At 71.3% G+C, this 21,480-nt stretch carries 19 protein-coding genes, 2 tRNA genes and 2 pseudogenes; 8 read left to right on the forward strand and 15 right to left on the reverse strand.

What is annotated here, in order from left to right; genetic code table 11:
* Positions 1-150: 150 nt before the first annotated feature.
* Positions 151-972 carry a YceI family protein gene (locus tag ABZV94_RS31540; RefSeq protein WP_356346411.1) on the forward strand — a complete coding sequence of 274 codons (822 nt, stop codon included), beginning with the start codon at positions 151-153 and terminating at the stop codon, positions 970-972.
* Between the two features lie 56 nt (positions 973-1,028).
* Positions 1,029-1,496 (forward strand): PPOX class F420-dependent oxidoreductase, encoded by a 468-nt coding sequence (locus ABZV94_RS31545; protein WP_356346413.1) that lies wholly within the window; start codon positions 1,029-1,031, stop codon positions 1,494-1,496.
* A gap of 112 nt (positions 1,497-1,608) precedes the next feature.
* Here the strand turns inward: ABZV94_RS31545 and ABZV94_RS31550 are convergent, their stop codons facing one another.
* The 10 genes and pseudogenes from ABZV94_RS31550 to ABZV94_RS31595 all read right to left on the reverse strand — a co-directional run bounded on the left by ABZV94_RS31550 (position 1,609) and on the right by ABZV94_RS31595 (position 12,317).
* A complete protein-coding gene (locus tag ABZV94_RS31550; protein ID WP_356346415.1) occupies positions 1,609-2,367 on the reverse strand; it encodes a TetR/AcrR family transcriptional regulator in 759 nt (252 codons plus the stop codon).
* A 109-nt stretch (positions 2,368-2,476) separates the two neighbouring features.
* Positions 2,477-3,655 (reverse strand): annotated as a pseudogene (locus ABZV94_RS31555) (MFS transporter); the annotation flags it as partial.
* A 152-nt stretch (positions 3,656-3,807) separates the two neighbouring features.
* A complete protein-coding gene (locus ABZV94_RS31560; protein WP_356346417.1) occupies positions 3,808-5,976 on the reverse strand; it encodes a glycosyltransferase family 39 protein in 2,169 nt (722 codons plus the stop codon).
* Positions 5,973-7,475 (reverse strand): glycosyltransferase, encoded by a 1,503-nt coding sequence (locus ABZV94_RS31565; protein ID WP_356346420.1) that lies wholly within the window; start codon positions 7,473-7,475, stop codon positions 5,973-5,975. The genes ABZV94_RS31560 and ABZV94_RS31565 overlap by 4 nt, the downstream gene beginning before the upstream one ends.
* A gap of 14 nt (positions 7,476-7,489) precedes the next feature.
* A complete protein-coding gene (locus ABZV94_RS31570; RefSeq protein ID WP_356346422.1) occupies positions 7,490-9,094 on the reverse strand; it encodes a HAMP domain-containing sensor histidine kinase in 1,605 nt (534 codons plus the stop codon).
* Entirely contained in the window at positions 9,091-9,831 is a 741-nt protein-coding gene (locus ABZV94_RS31575) for a response regulator transcription factor (RefSeq protein WP_356346424.1), read from the reverse strand. The genes ABZV94_RS31570 and ABZV94_RS31575 overlap by 4 nt, the downstream gene beginning before the upstream one ends.
* 94 nt (positions 9,832-9,925) lie before the next feature.
* On the reverse strand, positions 9,926-10,798 hold the full coding sequence (locus ABZV94_RS31580; protein WP_356346427.1) for a DUF2797 domain-containing protein: 873 nt from the start codon (positions 10,796-10,798) through the stop codon (positions 9,926-9,928).
* 123 nt (positions 10,799-10,921) lie between these two features.
* Entirely contained in the window at positions 10,922-11,548 is a 627-nt protein-coding gene (locus ABZV94_RS31585; protein WP_356346430.1) for a DNA-binding protein, read from the reverse strand.
* A 1-nt stretch (position 11,549) separates the two neighbouring features.
* Positions 11,550-11,867: pseudogene (locus tag ABZV94_RS31590) on the reverse strand (BRO family protein); the annotation flags it as partial.
* Positions 11,868-11,933: 66 nt separating this feature from the next.
* Entirely contained in the window at positions 11,934-12,317 is a 384-nt protein-coding gene (locus ABZV94_RS31595) for an HGxxPAAW family protein (protein WP_356346433.1), read from the reverse strand.
* Positions 12,318-12,404: 87 nt separating this feature from the next.
* Between ABZV94_RS31595 and ABZV94_RS31600 the strand changes: the two genes are divergently transcribed.
* Positions 12,405-12,896 (forward strand): MarR family transcriptional regulator, encoded by a 492-nt coding sequence (locus ABZV94_RS31600; RefSeq protein ID WP_356346435.1) that lies wholly within the window; start codon positions 12,405-12,407, stop codon positions 12,894-12,896.
* Positions 12,897-13,001: 105 nt separating this feature from the next.
* On the opposite strand, the gene ABZV94_RS31605 is transcribed toward ABZV94_RS31600, so the two are convergent.
* The 3 genes from ABZV94_RS31605 to ABZV94_RS31615 all read right to left on the reverse strand — a co-directional run bounded on the left by ABZV94_RS31605 (position 13,002) and on the right by ABZV94_RS31615 (position 14,629).
* A complete protein-coding gene (locus tag ABZV94_RS31605) occupies positions 13,002-13,481 on the reverse strand; it encodes a hypothetical protein (RefSeq protein ID WP_356346437.1) in 480 nt (159 codons plus the stop codon).
* A 91-nt stretch (positions 13,482-13,572) separates the two neighbouring features.
* A complete protein-coding gene (locus tag ABZV94_RS31610; RefSeq protein WP_356346440.1) occupies positions 13,573-13,758 on the reverse strand; it encodes a hypothetical protein in 186 nt (61 codons plus the stop codon).
* Between the two features lie 193 nt (positions 13,759-13,951).
* The gene (locus ABZV94_RS31615; RefSeq protein WP_356346442.1) at positions 13,952-14,629 is read right to left on the reverse strand and encodes a GAP family protein; all 678 of its coding nucleotides are present in this window, start codon (positions 14,627-14,629) and stop codon (positions 13,952-13,954) included.
* Between the two features lie 503 nt (positions 14,630-15,132).
* On the opposite strand from ABZV94_RS31615, the gene ABZV94_RS31620 reads away from it, so the two are divergent.
* From ABZV94_RS31620 to ABZV94_RS31630, 3 genes are all read left to right on the forward strand, one after another.
* Positions 15,133-15,585, forward strand: a complete 453-nt coding sequence (locus ABZV94_RS31620; RefSeq protein WP_356346445.1) for a hypothetical protein — start codon at positions 15,133-15,135, stop codon at positions 15,583-15,585.
* Positions 15,586-15,750: 165 nt separating this feature from the next.
* Positions 15,751-17,103, forward strand: coding sequence for a Dyp-type peroxidase (locus tag ABZV94_RS31625; RefSeq protein WP_356346447.1), 1,353 nt, complete (start codon positions 15,751-15,753; stop codon positions 17,101-17,103).
* A 63-nt stretch (positions 17,104-17,166) separates the two neighbouring features.
* Positions 17,167-18,297 (forward strand): catalase family protein, encoded by a 1,131-nt coding sequence (locus ABZV94_RS31630; RefSeq protein WP_356346449.1) that lies wholly within the window; start codon positions 17,167-17,169, stop codon positions 18,295-18,297.
* A 51-nt stretch (positions 18,298-18,348) separates the two neighbouring features.
* Here ABZV94_RS31630 and ABZV94_RS31635 read toward each other — a convergent pair.
* Together ABZV94_RS31635 and ABZV94_RS31640 are read right to left on the reverse strand one after the other, a co-directional pair.
* Positions 18,349-18,421, reverse strand: a tRNA-Arg gene (locus ABZV94_RS31635).
* Between the two features lie 203 nt (positions 18,422-18,624).
* Positions 18,625-18,715, reverse strand: a tRNA-Ser gene (locus ABZV94_RS31640).
* Positions 18,716-18,888: 173 nt separating this feature from the next.
* Between ABZV94_RS31640 and ABZV94_RS31645 the strand changes: the two genes are divergently transcribed.
* Both ABZV94_RS31645 and ABZV94_RS31650 read left to right on the forward strand, forming a co-directional pair.
* Positions 18,889-19,353 (forward strand): SSI family serine proteinase inhibitor, encoded by a 465-nt coding sequence (locus ABZV94_RS31645; RefSeq protein WP_356346450.1) that lies wholly within the window; start codon positions 18,889-18,891, stop codon positions 19,351-19,353.
* Positions 19,354-19,579: 226 nt separating this feature from the next.
* On the forward strand, positions 19,580-21,480 hold a 1,901-nt coding region (locus ABZV94_RS31650; protein WP_356346453.1), incomplete at its 3' end, for a PAS domain-containing protein.

A 21,480-nucleotide genomic window follows, 5' to 3' on the forward strand; every position in this document is an offset into this window, starting at 1 on the left:
GCCGACGCCGGCGGTCTTGTCGTGGGCGTGCAGATGCTGGAGCCCGTACCAGCCGAGGGACTCCAGTTCGGTGCCGTGCGCGCCGGGGCGCGCCCGCCACGGGCCGGTCTCATACGACCAGTTTTTGAGCTTTTTTCAGGGAGAAACGGGATGGGACTGACCGCGAAGATCCGTACGCGGGACGGGTGGGCCGTGTCGCACGCGGTCGTCACGGTGACCGACATGACCGGCACGCAGGTGCTGCGGGCCGAGGCGGACGCCGAGGGGGCCGTACGGGACACCACCGAGCTGGCGCCGGGGGCGTACACCGTGATCGTGACCGCCGTCGGCTACGCGCCCGCCGCGTCCAGCGCGATCGTCACCGGCAGCGGCCGGGCCGAGGTCGGCACGGTCACACTGGCCCGGCAGGGCGGCACCGAGCTGCCGCCGCCCGGCCCCTGGACCATCGACCCGGCGCACTCCTCCGTCGCCGCGGTCGCCCAGCACCTGGGCATCTCCAGCGTGCACGGCCGGTTCACGGAGTTCGGCGGCACGATCGAGATCGCGCCCGACGACGTCGCCAAGTCCCGCGTGGAGGCGGTGATCAAGGCCGCGTCCATCGACACCGGCAACGGCATGCGGGACACGCACCTGCGCTCCGCGGACTTCCTCGACGTCGAGAACCACCCCGAGATCACCTACCGCTCCACGGGACTGACGCAGGCCGGCTCCGACCGCTGGACCGTGCACGGCGAGCTGTCCCTGCACGGGGTCGTACGACCCGTCGACCTGGACCTGGCCTACCTGGGCACCGGCGCCGACCCGTGGGGCGGCACCCGCGCCGCGTTCCGGGCCACCACCGAACTGCACCGCGAGGACTTCGCGATGAACTACAACCAGGTCCTCCAGGCCGGGATCGCGGCGATCGGCACCACGCTGAAGGTCGAGCTGGACATCCAGGCGGTGCAGGGCGACTCCCTGCCCCAGGCGTAGACATAGGCTCAGCAGGGTCAGCCACGGGGGCGCCCGCTGCCCCTAGGCTGCCCTCCATGGCACCGAACATCGCTACCAACACCCGTGTATCGCTGGACGAGCTGCTGGACTTCGTACGCCCGCGGCACCGCGCCCTGCTGATCACGCGCCGGGCCGACGGCTCCCCGCAGGCGTCCCCCCTGACCTGCGGCGTGGACGACTCCGGCCGGATCGTCGTCTCGACCTACCCCGAGCGGGCCAAGACCCGCAACGCCAAGCGGGACCCCCGGGTCAGCCTGGTCGTCCTCAGCGACGACTGGAACGGCCCCTGGGTCCAGATCGACGGCACGGCCGAGGTCGTCGACACACCCGACTCCGTGGAACCGCTGGTCGAGTACTACCGCAACATCGCCGGCGAACACCCCGACTGGGACGAGTACCGCCAGGCGATGGTCAGGCAGGGCAAGTCCATCATCCGGGTCACCCCCGAACGATGGGGCCCGGTGGCGACCGGCGGGTTCCCGGCACGGCTGGTGTCCGACTGATCGCGCATGCCGGATGACCCCGCCAGGGCGGTGGCCGGCGTCCGAGTGATCGCCGAGGCCGGCCTCGGCCCGCCAGGGCCGGTTCGCGGTGTGCGGCTCGTGACGGGGGCGGTCAGCCGCGGGCGACCATCGCCTCGATGCCGGCGATCAGCAGGTCCAGGGCGAAGGCGAAGTCGCGGTCCAGCATCTCGGCCACCGTGTCACCACCGCGCGCCGCCATGAGGGCCTTGGACTCCTTCATCATCTCGGCGGTCCCGGGAACCTCGTCCACCAGGGACATGGCCTGCTCGAAGTACTCGTCGGCGCTCAACCCGGTGTCCGCTATCCGGGTGAGGAAGTGCCCCTCGATCGTGCCGAAGCCGTACACGAACTGGAAGACGGCCGAGATCGCCCCGGTCACCCCGTGCGCGGGCAGCCCGGCGCGCCGGACGACCCGCTGGACCGCCCGCGAGAACGCGAGCGAGTTCGGGCCGATGTTGAGGAAACGTCCGGCCAGCGGGGACAGCCAGGGGTGGCGGACCAGCAGCGCCCGGTAGGCGATGGCCAGCGCGCGCAGCTGCTCCCGCCAGTCCTCGTCGGTGTCCTCCGGGTCGGGCAGCCGCAGCTCGGCGTAGGTCGCGTCCAGGGCGAGTTCGAGCAGGTCGTCCTTGGTGTCGACGTACCAGTACAGGGACATCGCGGTGACGTTCAGCTCGGCCGCCAGCCGCCGCATGGAGAACTTGGCGAGGCCCTCGGCGTCCAGCAGCCGCACGGAGGCCGCGGTGATCCGCTCCCGGTCCAGCCCGGACGGCTGCCCACTGCGCCCACCGCGCCGGGCCCTGCCCTCCAGCCACACGCTGTCGCGCGCCGACCGACCTGCTGCCTTCGCCACCGGCGGCCCTTCCTCGTTTGCGCTCACTGTCCCAACCTAGGGGCGCGGGCAACTGCGCGACCAGCCACAACGCACCCACAGTCGCCCGACTACCCCATCCCCCGAGCCGCTAGGCGGACACCCTCTCCGCCCGCCGAAGCAATCCGGCCGCCAGGATGCCCCCGACGAGCACCGCGACGGCGCCCACCAACTGACCCGCGCCCAGCGCGGCGGACAACGGCTGCCCCGACGCCACGGAAGAGCTGAGCACAGCACCCAGCACGGCAACGCCGCGCCCGTTCCCGAATTCGGCGAGGGTGCCGTTGATCCCGGCCCCCACCCCCGCCTTCTCCGGGGGGTTCGCGCTCATGATGGCGTGTGCCATCGCCGGATTCGCCACCGCGCACCCCGCGCCGATCAGCAACAGCCCGAGCAGCGTCCCCGCATAGCCCCCGGAGTCCACCTCGGCGATCGACACCAGGCCCGCGGCCATGCACACCATGCCCAGCGCGATCGACACCGGCGTGCCCAGCCGTGCCGACCACTTCGCCGACAGCCCGGTGAAGTTGAGCGCCACCACGGTCAGCGCGAGCGGAGCGGTCCGCAGCCCGGCCTCCAGCGGCGCGTACCCGAGCACGAGTTGAAGGTGCTGCGTCAGCAGGAACAACGCGCCGCCCATGCCGAACACGATGAGCACGGCCCCGGCGACCGCCCCCGTGAACCGCGGGTCCCGGAAGAAGTGGAGGTCGAGCATCGGCTCGCCGGCCGGGCTCTCCCACCAGGCGAAGGCGCTCAGCACCAGCACGGCCACGGCCGCCGTGCCGAGCACGCGCGCCGACGTCCAGCCGTGCCCCGGCCCGGAGATGATCGCGGACACCAGCGAGGCCATGCCGATGGTGGAGAGCACCGCGCCCGCCGGGTCCGGGCGGTCACCGCGCGGGTTCCTCGACTCCGGTACGAGCACCACCACGGCGACCAGGCCGAGCGCCGCGACCGGGATGTTGATCAGGAAGATCGCGCCCCACCAGAAGTGGTCGAGCACGAAGCCGCCGATCAGCGGGCCGCCGGCGAAGCCCAGCGCGTTGACCGCGCTCCAGACGCCGATCGCCTTCGGCTGCTGCGCGGGGGAGGAGATCTGCATCGCCACGGCCAGCGTGGTGGTCACCAGCAGCGCGCCGCCGACGCCCATCCCGGCCCGTGCGGCGATCAGCTGACCGGTGCTGCCGGCGAGTCCGGCCACGAGCGAACCGACGCCGAACAGGGCGAGCCCGGCGATCAGCATCTTCTTGCGGCCGTAGCGGTCGGCGGCCCCCCAAGGCCACCCCGACGCCGGCTGATCCTCGGCGTGATCTGCCTGGCGCGGCTCACCGTGCTGCTCGACAACACGGTCCTGGACATGCCGTACACCGTATAGCTGTCGCTATACGGTGTACAACGCATGTCCCGGCCAACCGGCCGCCCTCAGCCGCTCGCCTTCTGCGTGAGGTCGTAGAAGGTCGCCGATCCCACCGTCACCTTCTTGAAGGTGCTCTGGATCCACGAGCTGATCTGCGAGGCGGTGCCGCTGTTGCCGCCGCCGCCCATGCCGCCGCCGGCGATGAAGTAGTGGATCCTGCCCTCCTCGACGTACTTCTTGAACTGGGCGAGCGTCGGGGACGGATCGGTGCCGTTGAAGCCGCCGATCGCCATCACCGGGTCACCGGTGGCGAGCTGGTGGCTCGCCGCGTTCTGGGAGCCGACGGACGCGGCGACCCAGGTGTACCGCGAGGCGTCCTGCTCCAGCAGCTTCCTGGCCTCGGACGACACGCTCGCGCCGTTCAGCAGGCCACCCACGCCACCGGCGCCGCCCATGCCGCCCTCACCCGTCCGGCCGCCGGGGAAGCCGAAGCCGTTGCCGTTGCGCTGCCCTTGCTGACCCGGCTGCGCCGGGGTGCCCCCGCCGAGGCCACCGCCACCCGGGAAACCATTGCCTTGCTGGTTCCGCTGCCCCTGTCCGCCCGGCATCCCGCCGCGGAAGCCGCCCCGCGCACCGGCACCACCGGGACCGCCGCCCCGGCCGCCCATGACGCTCGCGCCCGCCGGACCGGCCGTGACGATCGAGCCGGTGTGCCCTTCCTGGAGCGTGCTCAGGGTGTACGCCGTGGGTCCGGCCAGCGCCGCCACGAGACCCACCGCCGCCGCCGCGAGGGCCAGTCGCCGGGAGATCCGGCCGGCGAAGACCAGGCCGAGCGCCGCGGTCAGTCCGCCGATCAGGACCAGCCACTTCAGCCAGGGCAGGTAGTCGGGGGTGCGGTTGAGCAGGACGTACCCCCAGGCCGCCGCCGCGACCACGGACGCGGCGAGCGCGATCGACGCCCACACCTCCCGCCGCCTCTCCCACAGCAGCCCGGCGCCCATGCCGACGACGGCCGCCAGGTAGGGGGCGAGGGCCACCGTGTAGTACTGGTGGAAGATGCCCGCCATGTAGCTGAACACCACCATGGTCATCAGCAGCGAGCCGCCCCAGACCAGGAACGAGGCGCGGGTGACGGACGTCCGGCGGGCCCTGCGCGTGGCCACCAGGCCGGCGACGAGCAGGATCAGCGCGGCGGGCAGCAGCCAGGAGATCTGGCCGCCGATCTCGGAGTCGAACATCCGGTCCCAGCCGGTCTCGCCCCACATGCCGGAGCCGCCCGCGCCGCCACCGCCGCCGCCCACGCTGCCGGTCTCCTCGCCGTTGAGACGGCCGAGCCCGTTGTAGCCGAAGGTCAGCTCCAGGAAGCTGTTGTTCTGCGAGCCGCCGATGTACGGGCGGGACGACGCAGGCCACAGCTCGACGATCGCCACCCACCAGCCGCCCGAGACGCCCAGCGCGAGCGTCGCCGCGGCCAGCTGGCCGAACCGCTTCCTCACCGGCACGGGCGCGCACACCGCGTACACGGCCGCCAGCGCCGGCAGGATCAGGAACGCCTGGAGCGTCTTGGCGAGGAACGCGAAGCCGATCGCGACCCCGGCCCACACCAGCCACTTGGTACGGCCGTCCTCCACGCCCCGGACGACGAGGTAGCAGGCCACCGACATCAGCAGGGCCAGCATCGCGTCCGGGTTGTTGAACCGGAACATCAGCGCCGCGACCGGCGTGAGCGCCAGCACCGCGCCCGCGACCAGACCCGCCACCGGGCTGAACCGGCGGCGCACGGCCGCGTACACGACGGCGACCGTCGCCACACCCATCAGCACCTCGGGCGCGAGGATCGCCCACGAGTGCAGTCCGAAGACCCTGACCGACAGCTCCATCGGCCACAGCGAGGCCGGCGGCTTGTCCACCGTGATCGCGTTGCCCGCGTCCAGCGAGCCGAAGAAGAACGCCTTCCAGGACCTGCTGCCCGCCTGGACCGCCGCCGAGTAGAAGGAGTTGGCGTAGCCGGAGGCGCTGAGGTTGTAGAGGTACAGCAGGAGGGTGGTGGCGAGCAGGCCGAGGAGGGCCGGGCGGACCCAGCGGGGGTCCTCGGGCCGGCCGCGCCACAGTCTCCGTACGAACGGCTGCCTCGGCGCACCGGCTTCGGTGCCCCGCGGGGGCGCGGTCGGCGGCGGCCCCCAGACGGCCGGGGTGCCGTGCTCTGTCGTCGGCGGGTCGTAGTGGGTGGTCATCGGGCATCCCCCGGGTCGGTGTCGTGAGGGCGCACCGGCTGCAACCGCACGGTCGCGTCGGTGACGCCGCTCCAGTCGGCGTCCGCGGCCTCACCGGCGCGGAACGCAGTGGTCTGGTACGGCCGCGGCGGTGCGACCGGCCGCTGCGGGAGCGGTGTGTACGGGGCCGTGGTGCGCTGATCCGGTGCGTACGGAGCCGTCGTGCGCCGGGCCGGGGCGGCCGGCGTGTGCGCGTCCGGTGCCGGGGACGGGGCGGACTCCCGGCGCTCCGGGAAGACCCAGGCGCGGAACAGCAGAAACCGCAGCACGGTGGCCGCCAGGTTGGCCGCGACGAGCACCGCCAGTTCGGTGGAGTGCGCCGGGCTGTCCGTGGCCGCGTTCAGGGCGGCGAGCGAACCACTGGTCAGCGCGAGACCGATGCCGAACACGACCAGGCCCTGCGCCTGGTGCCGTACCGCCCCGCCCCGGCCGCGCACCCCGAAGGTGAGCCGGCGGTTGGCGGCCGTGTTGGCCACGGCCGAGACCAGCAGCGCGAGCGCGTTGGCGAGCTGCGAGCCGCAGAACTGCCGGAAGACGCTGTACAGCAGCAGGTAGAAGAGCGTCGACAGGGCGCCGACCGCGCAGAAGCCGACCAGCTGGCGGGCGAGCCCCCGGGGCACGTCGGTCAGTTCGCGGTCGCGCGGGTCGTCACCGAAGGGCCGGGTCAGCCGGTCCAGCGGCAGCGAGCCGGTGGTCAGCGCCCTGCCCACCCGCCACACGCCCTTCAGGTCGTCGGTCGCGGTCCGCACGATGTGCACGGTGGAGTCGGGGTCGTCCACCCAGTCGACCGGCACCTCGTGGATCCTGAGCCCCGCCCGCTCGGCGAGCACCAGCATCTCCGTGTCGAAGAACCATCCGGTGTCCTCCACCAGCGGCAGCAGCACCTGCGCCACATCGCGCCGGATCGCCTTGAACCCGCACTGCGCGTCCGAGAAGCGCGCCTGGAGCGAGCCGCGCAGGATCAGGTTGTAGGCCCGGCTGATGAACTCCCGCTTGGGGCCGCGCACGACCCGGGAGGTGCGGGCGAGCCGGGAGCCGATCGCCAGGTCGGAGTGGCCGGAGATCAGCGGCGCCACCAGCGGCAGCAGGGCGTTGAGGTCGGTGGACAGGTCGACGTCCATGTAGGCGAGGATCGGGGCGTCCGACGCCGACCACACGGTCCGCAGCGCCCGTCCCCGCCCCTTCTGCTCCAGGCGGACGCTCCTGACCTCCGGGATCTCCGCCTCCAGCCGCGCCGCCACCAGCGCAGTGGTGTCCGTGGACGCGTTGTCCGCGACCGTGATGCGGAACGCGTACGGGAAGGTGCGCGTGAGGTGCTCGTGCAGTCTGCGGACGCACGGCTGGAGGTCCTTCTCCTCGTTGTGGACGGGGACCACTACGTCCAGGACAGGCGTGCCGGCGTCTCCGGCCGGGAGGTGCTCCCGCGCCGGCAGGGTGCCGGGAGAAGAGTCGGTTCGCATGGCACCGACTGTTCTCAAGCGCCCTGTCGCACCCGTGTGGTGGCACTGTGCTGTGCCTGTGAGTCCGACCGCCGGCGCGTTCCGGGCTCCGGGCGGGGAGCGGCCGGACCGAGGGCGGGCAGATGCACGGTGAACACCGTGCGGCCGGGAGCGCTGTCCACCGTCACGGCCCCGCCGTGCGCGGCGGCCACCGCCTGCACGATCGCCAGCCCGAGCCCCGTGGACCCGGTGGCGCGCGAACGCGCGGAGTCCCCGCGCGCGAACCGCTCGAAGACGTGCGGCAGCAGCTCCGGCGGGATCCCCGGCCCGTTGTCCTCGACGTCCACGCACATCCACGGTCCGCGCCGCTGCACGCGCGCGGTGACCGTCGTACCGGGCGGCGTGTGGTTGCGGGCGTTGCCCAGCAGGTTGACCAGCACCTGCTGCAACCGGGCCGCGTCCGCCGACACCGGCGCCGGCTCGTCGGGCAGGTCGAGCCGCCAGACGTGGTCCATGCCGGCCGCCCGGGCGTCGCTGACGGTGTCCACCACGAGGGGCACGAGATCGGTCTGCTCGAACTGCAACGGGCGGCCGGCGTCCAGCCGGGCGAGCAGCAGCAGATCCTCCACCAGCAGGGTCATCCGCCCCGCCTCCGACTCGATCCGCCCCAGCGCGTGCCGCGTGTCCGGCCCGACCTGCTCCCGCCCCCGCCGGGTCAGCTCGGCGTACCCCCGGATGGAGGCGAGCGGCGTCCGCAGCTCGTGGCTGGCGTCGGCGACGAACTGCCGTACCCGCGTCTCGCTCTGCTGCCGGGCGTGCAGGGCGCCGTGGACGTGGTCCAGCATGCGGTTGAGCGCCGCACCGACCTGCCCGACCTCGGTGTGCGGATCGCACTCCGATTCCGGGACCCGCTCGCTGAGCTTCACCTCGCCGGTGTGCAGGGGGAGTTCGGACACCCGGGTGGCGGTGGCGGCGACCTTGCGCAGGGGACGGGTGGCGACGCCGACGAGCACGTACCCCGCGATGGCGGCGGCGGCGAGACCGGCCGCGGTGACGCTGATCTCGACGAGGATCAGGGTGTTGATCGTGTTGCCGACCGTCTCGGTGGGCAGGGCGACGTAGTAGGTGCCCTCGGCTCCGGTGACGTACCGCGCGAGGTACTCGCCGAGGCCCGGGATGGCGACGGTGTGCGTGCCCCGGGTGGGCACCTTGTTCAGAGCGGCCTTCTGCTCGTCGCTGAGGGCGACGGCGTCGTTGCGCTGGAATGGGCCGTTGTCGGTGTCGGGGCGCCTGGCGATGACCGCCCGGGTGACCGTGCCGCCGGGCCCCACCTCGGCGGCGATGGTCTTCGGCTGCGTCGGCCCCTTGACGAAGCCGGTGAGCCGGTCCGTCAGCCCGGAGTCGTTCATGCCGCCGGGCTTCATGGGCCCGGACAGGCGCTTGCCGGCATCCGTCACCTGCCCGTCCAGCTGTTCGTACAGGTGGGAGCGCAACGCCAGCGTGGTGACCGTGCCGATCACGGCGCACACCACGGCGATCAGGGTCACGGACGCGACGACGAGCCGTGTCCGCAGCGTGCGCGGCTGTCCGGCTCGTCGCTTCCGCCGCCGCTGCGGACCCGGTCGTCGCCGCCCGCTCATGACGCGGCGGGCTTGATCAGATAACCGGCTCCGCGCCGGGTGTGGATCATCGGCTCCCGCCCGGCGTCGATCTTCCGCCGCAGGTAGGAGATGTACAGCTCGACCACGTTGGCCTGCCCGCCGAAGTCGTACGACCACACGCGGTCCAGGATCTGCGCCTTGCTCAGCACCCGCCGGGGGTTGCGCATGAGGAAGCGCAGCAGCTCGAACTCGGTGGCGGTCAGATGGATGTTCTCGCCGCCCCGCGACACCTCGTGGCTGTCCTCGTCCAGGGTCAGGTCGCCCACGACGAGCACCGAGTCGGACCGCCGGTCGGCGGCCCCCGACCGGCGGATCAGCCCGCGCAGCCGCGCGACGACCTCTTCGAGACTGAACGGCTTGGTGACGTAGTCGTCCCCACCGGCGGTGAGACCGGCGATACGGTCCTCCACCGCGTCCTTGGCGGTCAGGAACAGGACGGGCACATCGGGCAGCTCTCGCCGCAGCCGGCCGAGAACGGTCAGACCGTCCATGTCCGGCAGCATCATGTCGAGCACGACGGCGTCGGGCCGGAACTCACGGGCCGTCTGGACGGCCCCCTGCCCGTCCCCCGCACTCCTGATCTGCCAGCCCTCGTAACGAAGAGCCATGCTCAGCAGTTCGGTGATCGACATCTCGTCGTCCACCACCAGCACGCGGACGGGGCTCCCGTCCGGCCTCAGCAGTTCGGTGCGCCCCTGGGGCGAGGTCGTGGTCATGCTGGACACCTTGTCGGGGCCCTCTGAGAACACGCTTTCACGAATCTGTGATTTCCCTGAGAAACACACAGGCGCCTCTCAGGGAACACCTGGGTCAGAACAACCCGTCCGGTTCCCTCCTGAACTCCCGCACAGGGAACGTGCATCCGGCCGCAGCCGATCCCGGCGGCACCAGCTCCCAGCCGGTCATCAGCCGCGTGTCCAGCACGACGGCCCCGCGACCGCCGACCGCCAGATGGAGATCGGGCCCGGCGACCGCGACCAGTTCACCGCTCACGCCCCCGCCGGGAACGAGTGCGACCACCTCCCCGACCGCCTCCGGCCCCCCACCGAGCCCGAAAACGCCGACGTGGTCGACCACTTCGCAGGGCTCGGGCCGCAGGGACTCCGGCCACCCGGCGAGCGCGACGGCCCGCGCGTGCAGCTCGCGCACCTCGGCGGCCCGCTCCGCCTCCGTCCCCGGCAGCACCGAGCGCACCGCCCGCTTCTCGGCGTACGGAATCCGGTCCGGCACCCGCAACGCGGCCCGCAACAGCTCCTCGGCGCGCCGGGCGGCCATCAGCGGACCGGTGCCTAGCCGGCTGAAGCAGACCGCGCCCTGCTCCAGCAGCCGCGCCGGCCCCCGCTCGACCGCGGTGATGCCGACCTTCACCATGCCCGGCCCGAACCACGCCAGATACACGCGGTACGGCCGCGGATCGTCCGCGAGCGTGTCGGCGGCCACGGAGTGCGCCCGGTCCAGCCGCGCGCACTCCTCGCACCGGGCCCCCGTACTCCGCCCCGGCACGGCGGCCCGCACCGGACAGGCATGCCCCCGCGCCCCCACACACGTACGCCCTCCCCCCTCCGGCACCGCGAAGGCGACCCGCTTCCCCCGGGGCAGCGCACTGCGCCGCCCGCCGTCCCACTCCAGCACCGGACCGCCCGCCGCCCACCGCAGTCCCGTGCACTTCCAGACCTGTGCCATCACTCGTGAGGGTAAGGCGTGGCTCTGACAGCGGCTGCGGGCGAGGAGTGGGGGTACGGTGGTCGAAGGCCCGAAGCCGCAACTCCGTTTTGCGACTTCGGGCCTCCTTCTTCCGGTGCTCGGCTACGGCAGCACGTACACCGGCGTCCCCCCGGCCCCCACGCCCGCCTGCCGCACGCAACCCCGCTTGATCAGCATGCGCACACAGTCGTGGACCCGGTCGAGCGTGAGCCCCGTCCGGTCCGCGACCTCCTCCAGCCGGCAGTGCACCGGCCCGCGTACCAGTGCCGGGGCGAGACAGGCGGCCACGGCGTGCACGTCCTCGGTGACGACGAGGTTCTTCGCCCGCCAGGTCGCGAGGAGCTGCTGAGGGGTCACCGCCGGGCGGGCGGGGGCGGGCGGCCGCAGCCGGTCCGCGACGCGGTCCAGGGTGTCGGCGATCCGCCGCAGGTGCTCGTTGGTCCGCCCCAGGTGCTCGTTGGTCCGGCGCATCTCCTCGATCCGCTCGATCTGCGCGACCGCCAGCGCCTCGTCCGCCCGGATGTTCCGCTCCTCCAGCCGCACGATGGCATCGGCGACCTGCTGGGGCATGAGGTAGGCGGTGATGCCGTCGGGGGCGGGCTGTACGGGGGCGGGGTCGAGGAAGTAGGAGCCGTCGCGCTGGACGGTCTCGATGACCTCGCAAACCCATCCCTTTGAAGGGGCCGCACTCGGGCTTGGTGCAGCCGTTGACGAGCTGGACGAGCCCACGGAGATTCACCATGCGCATCGACTTTTTGAGGCCGTGACCTGCGATTTTGCGCAAGGCGTCTGCTCCATAGACACTTCGCGCAAGATCCTCGAGCGACTTCTGACAGTGCGGTGCAACATGCCACAACAAGGCTTGCCGCGTGTTTGCGTACCCCAGGTTGCTCGCCAGATCCACCGCCGGGAACCAGTGCTCCCCGTCCGGCAGCGTCAGCCTCCGCACCCGCGCCCCCGTGGCCGCGAACACGAAGTCGTCGATGTCGATCGCGTCCCGCCTCTCTCCCGTCGGCTGCTCCGACGGGGTGTCGTTCTGCTCGTTCACCGAGCATCACCTCCACCCCGGAAGCCAGGGTCGGCGATCAGCAACTGCCGTTCGAAGAAAGTCCGTTCACTCGATAGGGGACAGAGGGATCGATTCGGCAGGAATCGCACCCGGCGCCGGGGCCGACACCGAGGCAGGTGCGTCGGCCGGCCGCTTCCGCCCCCGCCCCGCCAGCCGGCACCCGACGCACCCCGGGTGCCCTTCGCGCGCCTGCACGTCCCGGACCCGCATCCCCCACTGCCCGCGCGGCCGCACCCCGGGCGGCTTGCCCCAGCCGGACAGATGCAGGGCCCAGGTCACCAGGACGCTCACCGCCACCACGGCCAGCCCGGCACCGGCCACGGGGAGGGAGGCCGTACACACCCCCAGCCCCACCACGGTGCCTCCCGCGGTCGCGATGGCGACGCCGGTCCAGCCGGCGATCGTGTGACCCTCGTCGTACAGACTCATGGAACCGCCTCCAGGGGACGACCCAGTTCCCTCACGGACTAAGAAGTTTACACACCGAATATCTCACGAACTAAGGGATTGCGAAAGATGCACGGCACGCCGCGCCCGCCCGCCACTCCGGCCCAGGCGCTGTCGGCGATGGACCACCTCATCGCCGCCCACCTCATCGGACAGCAGGAGCTGGCCCGGCGGCTGGGACTCACCGTCACCGACCTGACCTGTTTCGGCTTCGTCCTGGAGGCCGGCGCCGAACTGCTGACGGCGGGCGACCTCGCGGCCCGCGCCCACGTCACCACGGGCGCGGTGACCGGCATCCTCAACCGCCTCGAACGCGCCGGCTACGTCACCCGCCGCCCCGACCCCACGGACCGCCGCCGGGTCCGCGTGGCCGCCGTACCGGACGCCGTCGCCCGCGTCGAGGCGGTGTACGCGGGCCACTACCAGCGCCTGACGGCCCTCTTCTCCGACTACTCCCCGGAGGAACTGGCGATCATCACCGACTGGTTCACCCGCGCCACGGCCCTGGCCCACGAATACCTGGAGAAGCTGAACCGCAACGACCCCACCGAGGAGTGCTGACCCGAGGGGCCGGCCGGCCGGTATGCCGGCTGCGGCGACCGGCACCCACGCGTTGACGGTGCGCTGACGCCCGAACGGGTGCATGAATATCTGCCGGGTGAGGCCTCATTTCTGTTTCAGCAGCGAGGGCCGGACATGCCTCGACTCATAAGAAAGCCACAGGGAAAGAACTGGCAGCGAAGGCCACGGCTCCCCCTTTTCGTGCGCCGCCATGGGGCCAGGACAGCTCAGGCGATGATGCGGAGGGCCTACCTGCTCCACATGCGCATCGTTGCCGAACGCCATGTCCCGAACATCAGGCGGTGGAGCCCCAAACGCGAGAAGATCGTCCTGTCGCGCGGAAGCGATCGAGCCGAGCTTCCACTGATCCTCGAAATCGCTCTGGCACAGGGATTCAAGAGTGCCGCCAACCGGCGTCGCCGCCACAGCTGTGCCCTTACCCTGCCAAAGGCCAGCAGCCGCGAGCCGAGCTTCCCGAGCCGTTCTGCCGGCAGCAGCAAGCGCTCCTGCGGGCGACGCCCGGCGGCGGACCGCCCCGTGGCAGGACATGCGCAGCAAAGAGCTGATCCGCTTCTGGGCCACCATGGCTCGACGGTCACGCACCGTCGACGAGTGACGGACCCGGTACCGGCAATACCGGCACCGACACGTCGAAGGCAGCCGCGCGAAAGGGGAGTTACCTGCCCCGTCGCACCCGCCGCGTTCCTGCGACGGCGGCCACGACGAACAGCACCTCAAGGCAGCAGAGGGTGATCACGGTGGTCCAGGACTCGCCCACCCACCACCGGCCGGCCACACACGCGAGCCCCAGCGCCAACGCGGTCCCGGCGAAGGCGGTCCACTTACGTGCTCCTTGCGACATGCCGCCTGTCTACATGTCACCGCGTCCCCGGGCAAGCGGATGGAGGGAGGACCCCTCCTGCCCGCTCCCGCGGCTTGCGCCTGTGCCTCGGTGTGCCGTCGGTTGCCGTTGGCCTTGCCGTCGGCTCCGCACCACAGCACCGTCCGAGCCCCGGCCTTGGCCGACAGGGATGCCAAGCGCCAGGTGTGGCCTGTCAGGAGGTGATGACGGTGATGCCGTCTCCGAGCAGTTTCAGTCCGAGGACGAAGAACAGGACCGCCATCACGGCGACATTGTGCTGAGCTGCCCAGTCCTTCCAGTTCCCGAGCGTGGTCCTGGCCCGTTCTCCTCCGAGGAGGAAAACGCCGAGCGGGACCAGTAGGCCGAGCGTGGCGATCACGACGAAGATGGCCAGCGATGCGATCTGCTGCCCGACGGGCAGTCCGGCCGAACCGATGGCGGCCCCCGCGGCGATGGTCAGCGGGGCGTTCTTGGCGTTGAGCGCGGCCAGCGCCGTCCCGAGGCCGAAGACCTTGACCGGCGTGAGACGGTCGATCGCGCCCATCCACTTCGGCAGCTTCGCCTGCGAGGGGTCCTTCGGGCGCCGCCGCCACTGCCGGGCACCGAAGAAGAGAAGGAGCAGACCGAGGGCGAGCTTCAAAGCCCCCACCCAGGTGGCCGGGTGCTTGTGTGCGGAGGCACCCGCCGGGGAGGCGATCGCCAGCATCACGGCCCCCAGCACCGAGAGTCCGAGGATCCAGCCGACGGTGAAGAGGATTCCGTTGAGACGTCCTCGGGGTGTGGCGAGGACGAGGATGACGGCGATGACCGGAAGCGGGCTGACCGCGACGCCGGCCGCGAAACCCAGCACGTCACCGAGAACTGCGCCCATGGCTGCCTCCAGCTGAGGTCAGGGTGGCGATCCCGTTGGGCAATGGTCTGGCGGGGAAGGCGAGTGCCCTGGCCGCCTGCCGGGCGCGAGGGGGTTTTGTGCGAAGGGTTGCGCCGCGGCTTCACGGCCGCGTGGAAACGGCGGACCGGGAGGGTGACGGTCCCGTGCTCAGCACGCACGACCCGGTCCCATCTTCCCGCGCCCGGCTCGGTCTGTCCTCGGCAGCTTCGGCTCGGGCTGCGTTCCTCGGCGGCCAAGATGCGGGGCTGCGCATCCGTGGTGAACATGGACGCGTGAGGGCGATGGTGCCCCGGGTTCGAGCGCTTGGCGACCTTCACACCGATCCGTGGCAGGTGAGTTTCACGATGACTGCAACGGCACGAGCGAACCAGTCGGCTCACCCTGAGCGTCCTGGCAGGTCGGACGGGGTCTGCAGCGAGTTCACCGTGTTCACCGAGATCAAGCCCGGCCATGCGGACGCGTTGCGTAAGGATCTCGCAGCCATGGCCGACGCGGCGGAGGCCGAGAGGGTCCATGCGGCGTTGCGCCAGATCGGCACCCTCCACGACGCACGGCACGTGATCTTCGACAACGACACCCGGTTCATGTTCGCCAGCGTCTTCGACGGCTCGTGGGACGCCTACATCGACGACTTCGCCAAGACGGTGGTCGGGGAGCGCTTCGACAAGGTCTTCTCGCACAGCGTGGGATTCCCCGGCGTCAAGGACCCCGGGGTGAAGGACTGGTTCGTCGCTCACCAGGCGCCCGCGAGTGTCTTCGTCAGCGCCTATCCCGATCTGACCGTGCAGCAGGTCTACAAGGACCACCGCGTGGAGGAGGCGTTCGAAGAGGTGCTGGACACCCCTGAGTTCCGCGCGGCGCTGGAGAACCCGGCCAACGCGGACCTGGTCAACACCCCTGCCTTCCAGAAGCTGTTGGAAGAAGCCTCGGCCTAGGGTCTTTCGTTTGGATCAGACCCCCGCGAGCCCGGCGTGATCCGAACGAGAGGCCCCGGCCCCCAGGCACAGGTGCCCGGCAGAGCTTTCGGTGAAGCGCGTCGGCGGGCGCGAACCGTCCTGTGGGGCTGTCGGACAGGAACCGATGCGGAGGCCCGAAGGATCATGAGCACGGCAGACAGCGGCAGCGCGGCCGGTGTACGCGTCGAGGTCGAGGACGTCCAGAGCGGGGCACTGCGCCCGCGGCCCGTCCCCTACGAGGGAAAGTTCGTCTTCCTGCGCGTTGACGACCGCCACGCCGGGCGTGCCCTGCTGCGGCGGCTGCTCCCGCTGACCTCCGGTGGCCTGCCGAGCGTGGACCGGAGCCGGGACGCCTGGGTGGCGGTCGCGTTCACCCATCAGGGGCTGAAGGCCCTGGGGGTGCCCCAGGAGTCGCTGGACAGCTTTCCGCGGGCGTTCCGTGAAGGCATGGCCGCTCGTGCGGAATTGATCGGTGATGTGGGCGAGAACGCCCCGGCCCACTGGGAGAAACCCTTCGGGACGGGTGACGTCCACATCGCGCTGAGCGCCCTCGCCTCAGACGCGGCACGACTGGACCAGGACCTGGAACGGGCCCAGGTCGCCTACCAGGAAACCCCCGGTGTCCAGGTGATCTGGGAACAGGACGTCCACCAGCTCCCCACCGGACGCACCACTTTCGGCTTCCGGGACGGCATCAGCCATCCGAACATCGAAGGAGTCGGACTGCCCGGCTCCAATCCGCAGGAAGTCCCCATCAAGGCCGGAGAGTTCATCCTCGGCTACCCCGACGAGACCGGCAATCTGCCGCCCATGCCCACCCCCGACGTGCTGGGACGCAACGGAACCTACGTGGCCGTTCGCAAGATTCACACCAACGTCGCGGCCTGGCGCCGGTACCTGCGCGCCAACAGCTCCAGCGCCGAGGAGGAAGCGCTCCTGGCGGCGAAGATGGTCGGCCGCTGGCCGAGTGGCGCGCCGCTGACGCTGACGCCGGAACACGACGACCCCGAACTGGCCGCGGACCCGCAGCGCGTCAACAACTTCCTGTACCGGGAGAACGACGACCGCGGCTTGCGTTGTCCCGCCGGCGCGCACATCCGCCGGAACAACCCCCGCGACGCCACCATCATCGGCGACGCACGGATGCACCGGATCATTCGCCGCGGCACCACCTACGGTCCGCCGCTGCCCGAGGGCGTGCTGGACGACGACGGTGCCGACCGGGGACTGGTGGGAGTCTTCATCGGAGCCCACCTCGAACGCCAGTTCGAATTCATCAAGTCCGAGTGGGTCAACGACGGCAACTTCATCGGCTACCCCGGTGAACAGGACCCGGTGGCCGGCCATCACGACGGAACCGGCACCGTCACCATTCCCGGCAAGCCGGTCCGGCGCCGCCTGCGGAACCTGCCCAGCTTCGTGGTCACCCGCGGTGGCGAGTACTGCTTCGTGCCGGGTCTGCGTGCCCTGCGCTGGCTCGCCGAACTGAAGGACTGAGGGACTGAGGGACTGAGGAAGATCCACCCCGAGGTCCGAGCTCTCAAAGGAGAGGCCGGAGTCATGGCAGCACAGTTCGTCCCCTACACGCCTGACGTCGAGGCACAGGACCCGGACTTCGACCAGCACGTGCGGACGGTGATCGAGAAGACCGAGAACTACATCGCCGAGTCCGTCGAGGCCGGTGGCACCGGACAGGCCCTGCGCGACGCCCACGCCAAGGGATACGGACTGGTCCGCGGTGAAGTCGAGATCCTGGACGGGCTGCCCCCGGAATACGCCCAGGGCATCTACTCGACGCCGGGAACCCACGATGCGCTCATCCGCTTCTCCAACGGCTCGCCGCACGCCGGAGCCGACGCGCGACTGGGCGCCGCCACCGGGCTGGCACTCAAGATGTTCGATATCCCCGGCCCCACCCTGCTGGAGGACGAACCGGACACGGGCACTTTCGACTACGCCAACATCAACGGGCCGATCTTCTTCTGCAACACGGTCGAGCACTACCTCTTCATCCAGGAACTGTTCCTGAACGCGCCGGCCTACTTCTCCCAGGGCCGACCCGGCGCCCATCGCTTCTTCACCGAGTTCGTGACCGGCAAGGGGACGCTGGACCAGGACAACTGGGCATGGGACGAGTTCCTGGCCTACCTCCGCCTGGCGAAGACCCCACCGGCCAACCTGCTCCTGTCGAGCTACTGGACCATGGGCGCGGTCAGACACGGCGACTACATCGCCAAGGTACGCATCACCCCCGACCCGGACTGCGCCGCCGCCGTGGTGCGGCGCACCGTCGACCCGTCCTCCGCACAGGAGGTCTTCCGACCGGCCCTCCAGGCAGAATTGCAGGAACGGCCCTATGCCTTCGACATCCAGGTCCAGCTCTGCACCGACCTGCGACGGATGCCGGTGGAGGACACCACCGTGGAGTGGCCCGAGAAGCTGTCGCCGTCCGTCACCGTGGCCAGGCTACGGCTCCCGCAGCAGGACATCTCCGGCCCGGAGAACCTGGCGACGATGGACTCACTGTCCTTCACGCCCTGGAGGGTCACCGCCGAGCACGCCCCGCTGGGCAACATCATGCGAGCCCGCAAAGAGGTCTACCGACACTCCTCCATCACCCGCCACAAACTCAACCAGCAGCCCCGCACCGAGCCGCGCAGCGCCGACGAGGTACTCGGCCCAGCTCCGTGACACAAACAAACGCCAGAGGCCCCGGATCTCTCCGGGGCCTCTTGTTCTGTGCGCACTCGGCAGGATTCGAACCTGCAACCTTCTGATCCGTAGTCAGATGCTCTATCCGTTAAGCTACGAGTGCTTGTTCTTTTGTTTCGCCCCCGCTCCCGGTCCTTTCGGCCCGCTCGCGGCGACAGGAAGAACATTACATGACTGCCGCCGTCATGTGAAATCCGATCCGCACACCCCTTGTGACCTGTGGAAACGTCGGTGGGGGCGTCAGGCGACGGTGGCCGGTGAACGGCCGAAGCCCCGGTCCTGGGGACCGGGGCTTCGGGATCGAGGCGGAGGCGGAGGGATTTGAACCCTCGATGGGCTTTAAGGCCCAAACCGCATTAGCAGTGCGGCGCCATAGACCGGACTAGGCGACGCCTCCAGCACAACCGCTCACGCGAGCGCGCGAGTGGTGCGTGCAGATGATGACACAGTCGAGCACCGCGTCACCAATCGCCCCCCACGGTACTAGGCACCTGGGCCGCAGGGCAAAGGGCTTCCCCCGGCGGGGCGCGCGGGGCGCAACGTCCGGGGCGTGAGCGCGTTGGTAGGGGTATGGATTCTGTGCTGCCGGGCGCCGGGCGGCGCCTTCTGCTCGGGTCGCTCTGCGCCGTCGCCTCCCTCGTCCCCCTCACCGCCGTACCCGCCGCCGGCGCCGCGCCGCCGCCCGTCCGGCCGGAGGACCAGGGTGATCACCTCACCGTCGTGGTGCGGCACGCCGGGGCGGGGCGGGACGGGACGTACGAGGTGCGCTGCCATCCCGGCGGGGGCCGGCATCCGGACGTCGCCGGGGCCTGCCGGGTGCTCGACACGCACACGCGGTGGGGGCGGGATCCGTTCGCGCCGGTCCCTTCCGGCGCCACCTGCACCATGCTCTACGGCGGCCCGGCCACCGCGCACGTCACGGGGACGTGGGCCGGGCGCCCGGTCGACGCCTCGTACGGCCGCGGCGACGGGTGCGAGATCGGGCGGTGGGACCGGATGGTGCCCCTGCTGCCGCGCATGGGCGGGCCGGCGTAGCGCGCGGTGGGCGGACGCATTGGTTCCGTAAAGGTCCCGGGGAGGACTCGGGGAGCGGGCGCATACGGTCACCTGTTCGCCGTCACTTCCTCGTGGGACCTCCCTCTCATCCGGCGCCGCGAGCGCGATCCGTGCCCTTAGACTCCCTCGCGTGACACGTCGCGGGCCGGTTGGCAAGATGGCCCGAGCGGTCGGCAAGGTGCGGTAACAGGGAGGAAGGCGTCTCGTGAGCAGCAGGCCATCCCGAGGCGCTGCTCGCCTCGCAGCCATACTCGACGCTCTGCCGGACGCGTTGGTCCTGGTCAACGCCAACGGAACGGTCGTCAACGCCAACACCATCGCGCTGGAGGCCTTCGAGACGCCCGGTACGGCTCTCGTGGGGCGCGGGCTGCTCGATCTGCTGCCCGAGTTCGACTCCCGGCTCATCCCGGGCTCCATGCGGCGGCCCGACCACATGGATCCCACGGGACGCACCAAGCCCACCCGGATGGTCGCGCGGCGGACCGACGGGACCGAGTTCCCGGTCGAGGTCACCAGCGCGAACCTGGAGAACGGGCAGCAGGCGTACGACGGTTACGGCTACACCGGCGACGAGCTGCTGATGCTCGTGGTCCGGGACCTGTCCGGGACCGTGGACACCGAGGCCGAGCTGGCCCGGTCGCAGCGGCAGACCGAGATGATCCTGCGGGCGGCGGCGGAAGGTGTCGTGGGCACCGACACCGACGGGCGGATCGTGCTCGTCAATCCGGCCGCCGCCCAGATACTGGGGTACCGGGCCGGTGAGCTGGGCGGCAAGGAGCTGCACACGCTGGTGCTGCACTCCCGTGCCGACGGCTCGCCCTTCCCGTACGACGAGTCGCCGCTCGCCGACACCCTGCGCTCCGGGCGCAAGCACCGGGTGCGCGGGCAGGTGCTGTGGTCCAAGGGCGACCAGAAGGTGCCGGTCGACCTGACCACCGCGCCGGTGCGCGACGGCGACCAGCTCGTCGGCGCCGTGATGACCTTCACCGACCGGCGGCCGTTCGACGCTCTGGTCGAGGAGAAGGCCGCGCTGGAGAAGGCGCACGCCGAGGAGCTGGAACGGCTCTCCGAAGAACACGCCTCCGACCTGACCGCGCTGCGCCAGCAGCACGTCACCGAGGTCGAGGAGCTGCGCGAGAAGCACGCGGAGGAGCTGGCGGCGGGCGAGGAGCGGTACGCGGCGCTCGCGGAGCGGGAGAAGGACCGGTACGAGGCCCTCGCCGGGCGGCACGAACAGCTGGTCACGCTGCTCGGGCAGTCCCTGCGCGGGCCGCTGGACGAGCTGCGCCGCGAGCTGTCCGCGCTCGCCGCCGACGACGCCGGCCAGCTGTGGCCCGAGGCCAACCAGGTGCTGCACCACCTCTCCGCCGGGTACTCGCGGATCACGACCCTGATCGACAACGTCCTCGGCTATCAGCGGCTGGACGCGGGCAGCGAGGACATCACCCGTACGAAGGTGATGCTGGACGCCGTCGTCGCCGCCGGGGTGGACGGGGCCGTCGAGCTGATCGGGCCGGGGCGCGTGCAGTTCGCCGTCCACGCGCCGCCCATCGAGGCCGAGGTCGACCCGCAGCGGCTCGCCACCGCGCTCGCGCATCTGGTGGCGGACGTCGCCGGGGTCGACGCCACCGGCAACACGCCCGTCTCGGCGGGCGGTTACCTGGACAACACCGTCGTCGTGGCCGCCGCGCAGCGCGGCGAGGTCGCGCGGATCGAGGTGCGCGGGCCCTACGCCGGCGGAGACCCGGTGCACGAGCCGATCGTGCGCGGGATCGTGCGGGCCCACGGCGGTGTGCTCCAGACGCACGAGGTGCCGGGCATGAGCGGCAGCGCGTACGTGCTCGAGGTGCCGCTCGGCGGCGGCGCGGGCGCGGTCGCGGCAGGGGCGGCCGGGGCGCAGGTCGCGGTGCGGGTGCCGGACGACGGCGAGGGTGGTGCGGACGACGCCGGTGCGGCCGGGCAGGGTGCCGGTGGTGGCCGCCGGCGGGCCCGGCGTGCCTCCACGGACGCCTTCCTGGACAGTGACGTGTCCGACGCGGGCGAGGCGGGTGACGCCTCGTTGGCGTGGTCGACCGCCTTCTGCACCTCCGCGCGCAGCCGCTCGTC

Origin of the sequence: Streptomyces sp. NPDC004658, assembly GCF_040609555.1 — a bacterium.
Classification (GTDB): Bacteria; Actinomycetota; Actinomycetes; order Streptomycetales; family Streptomycetaceae; genus Streptomyces.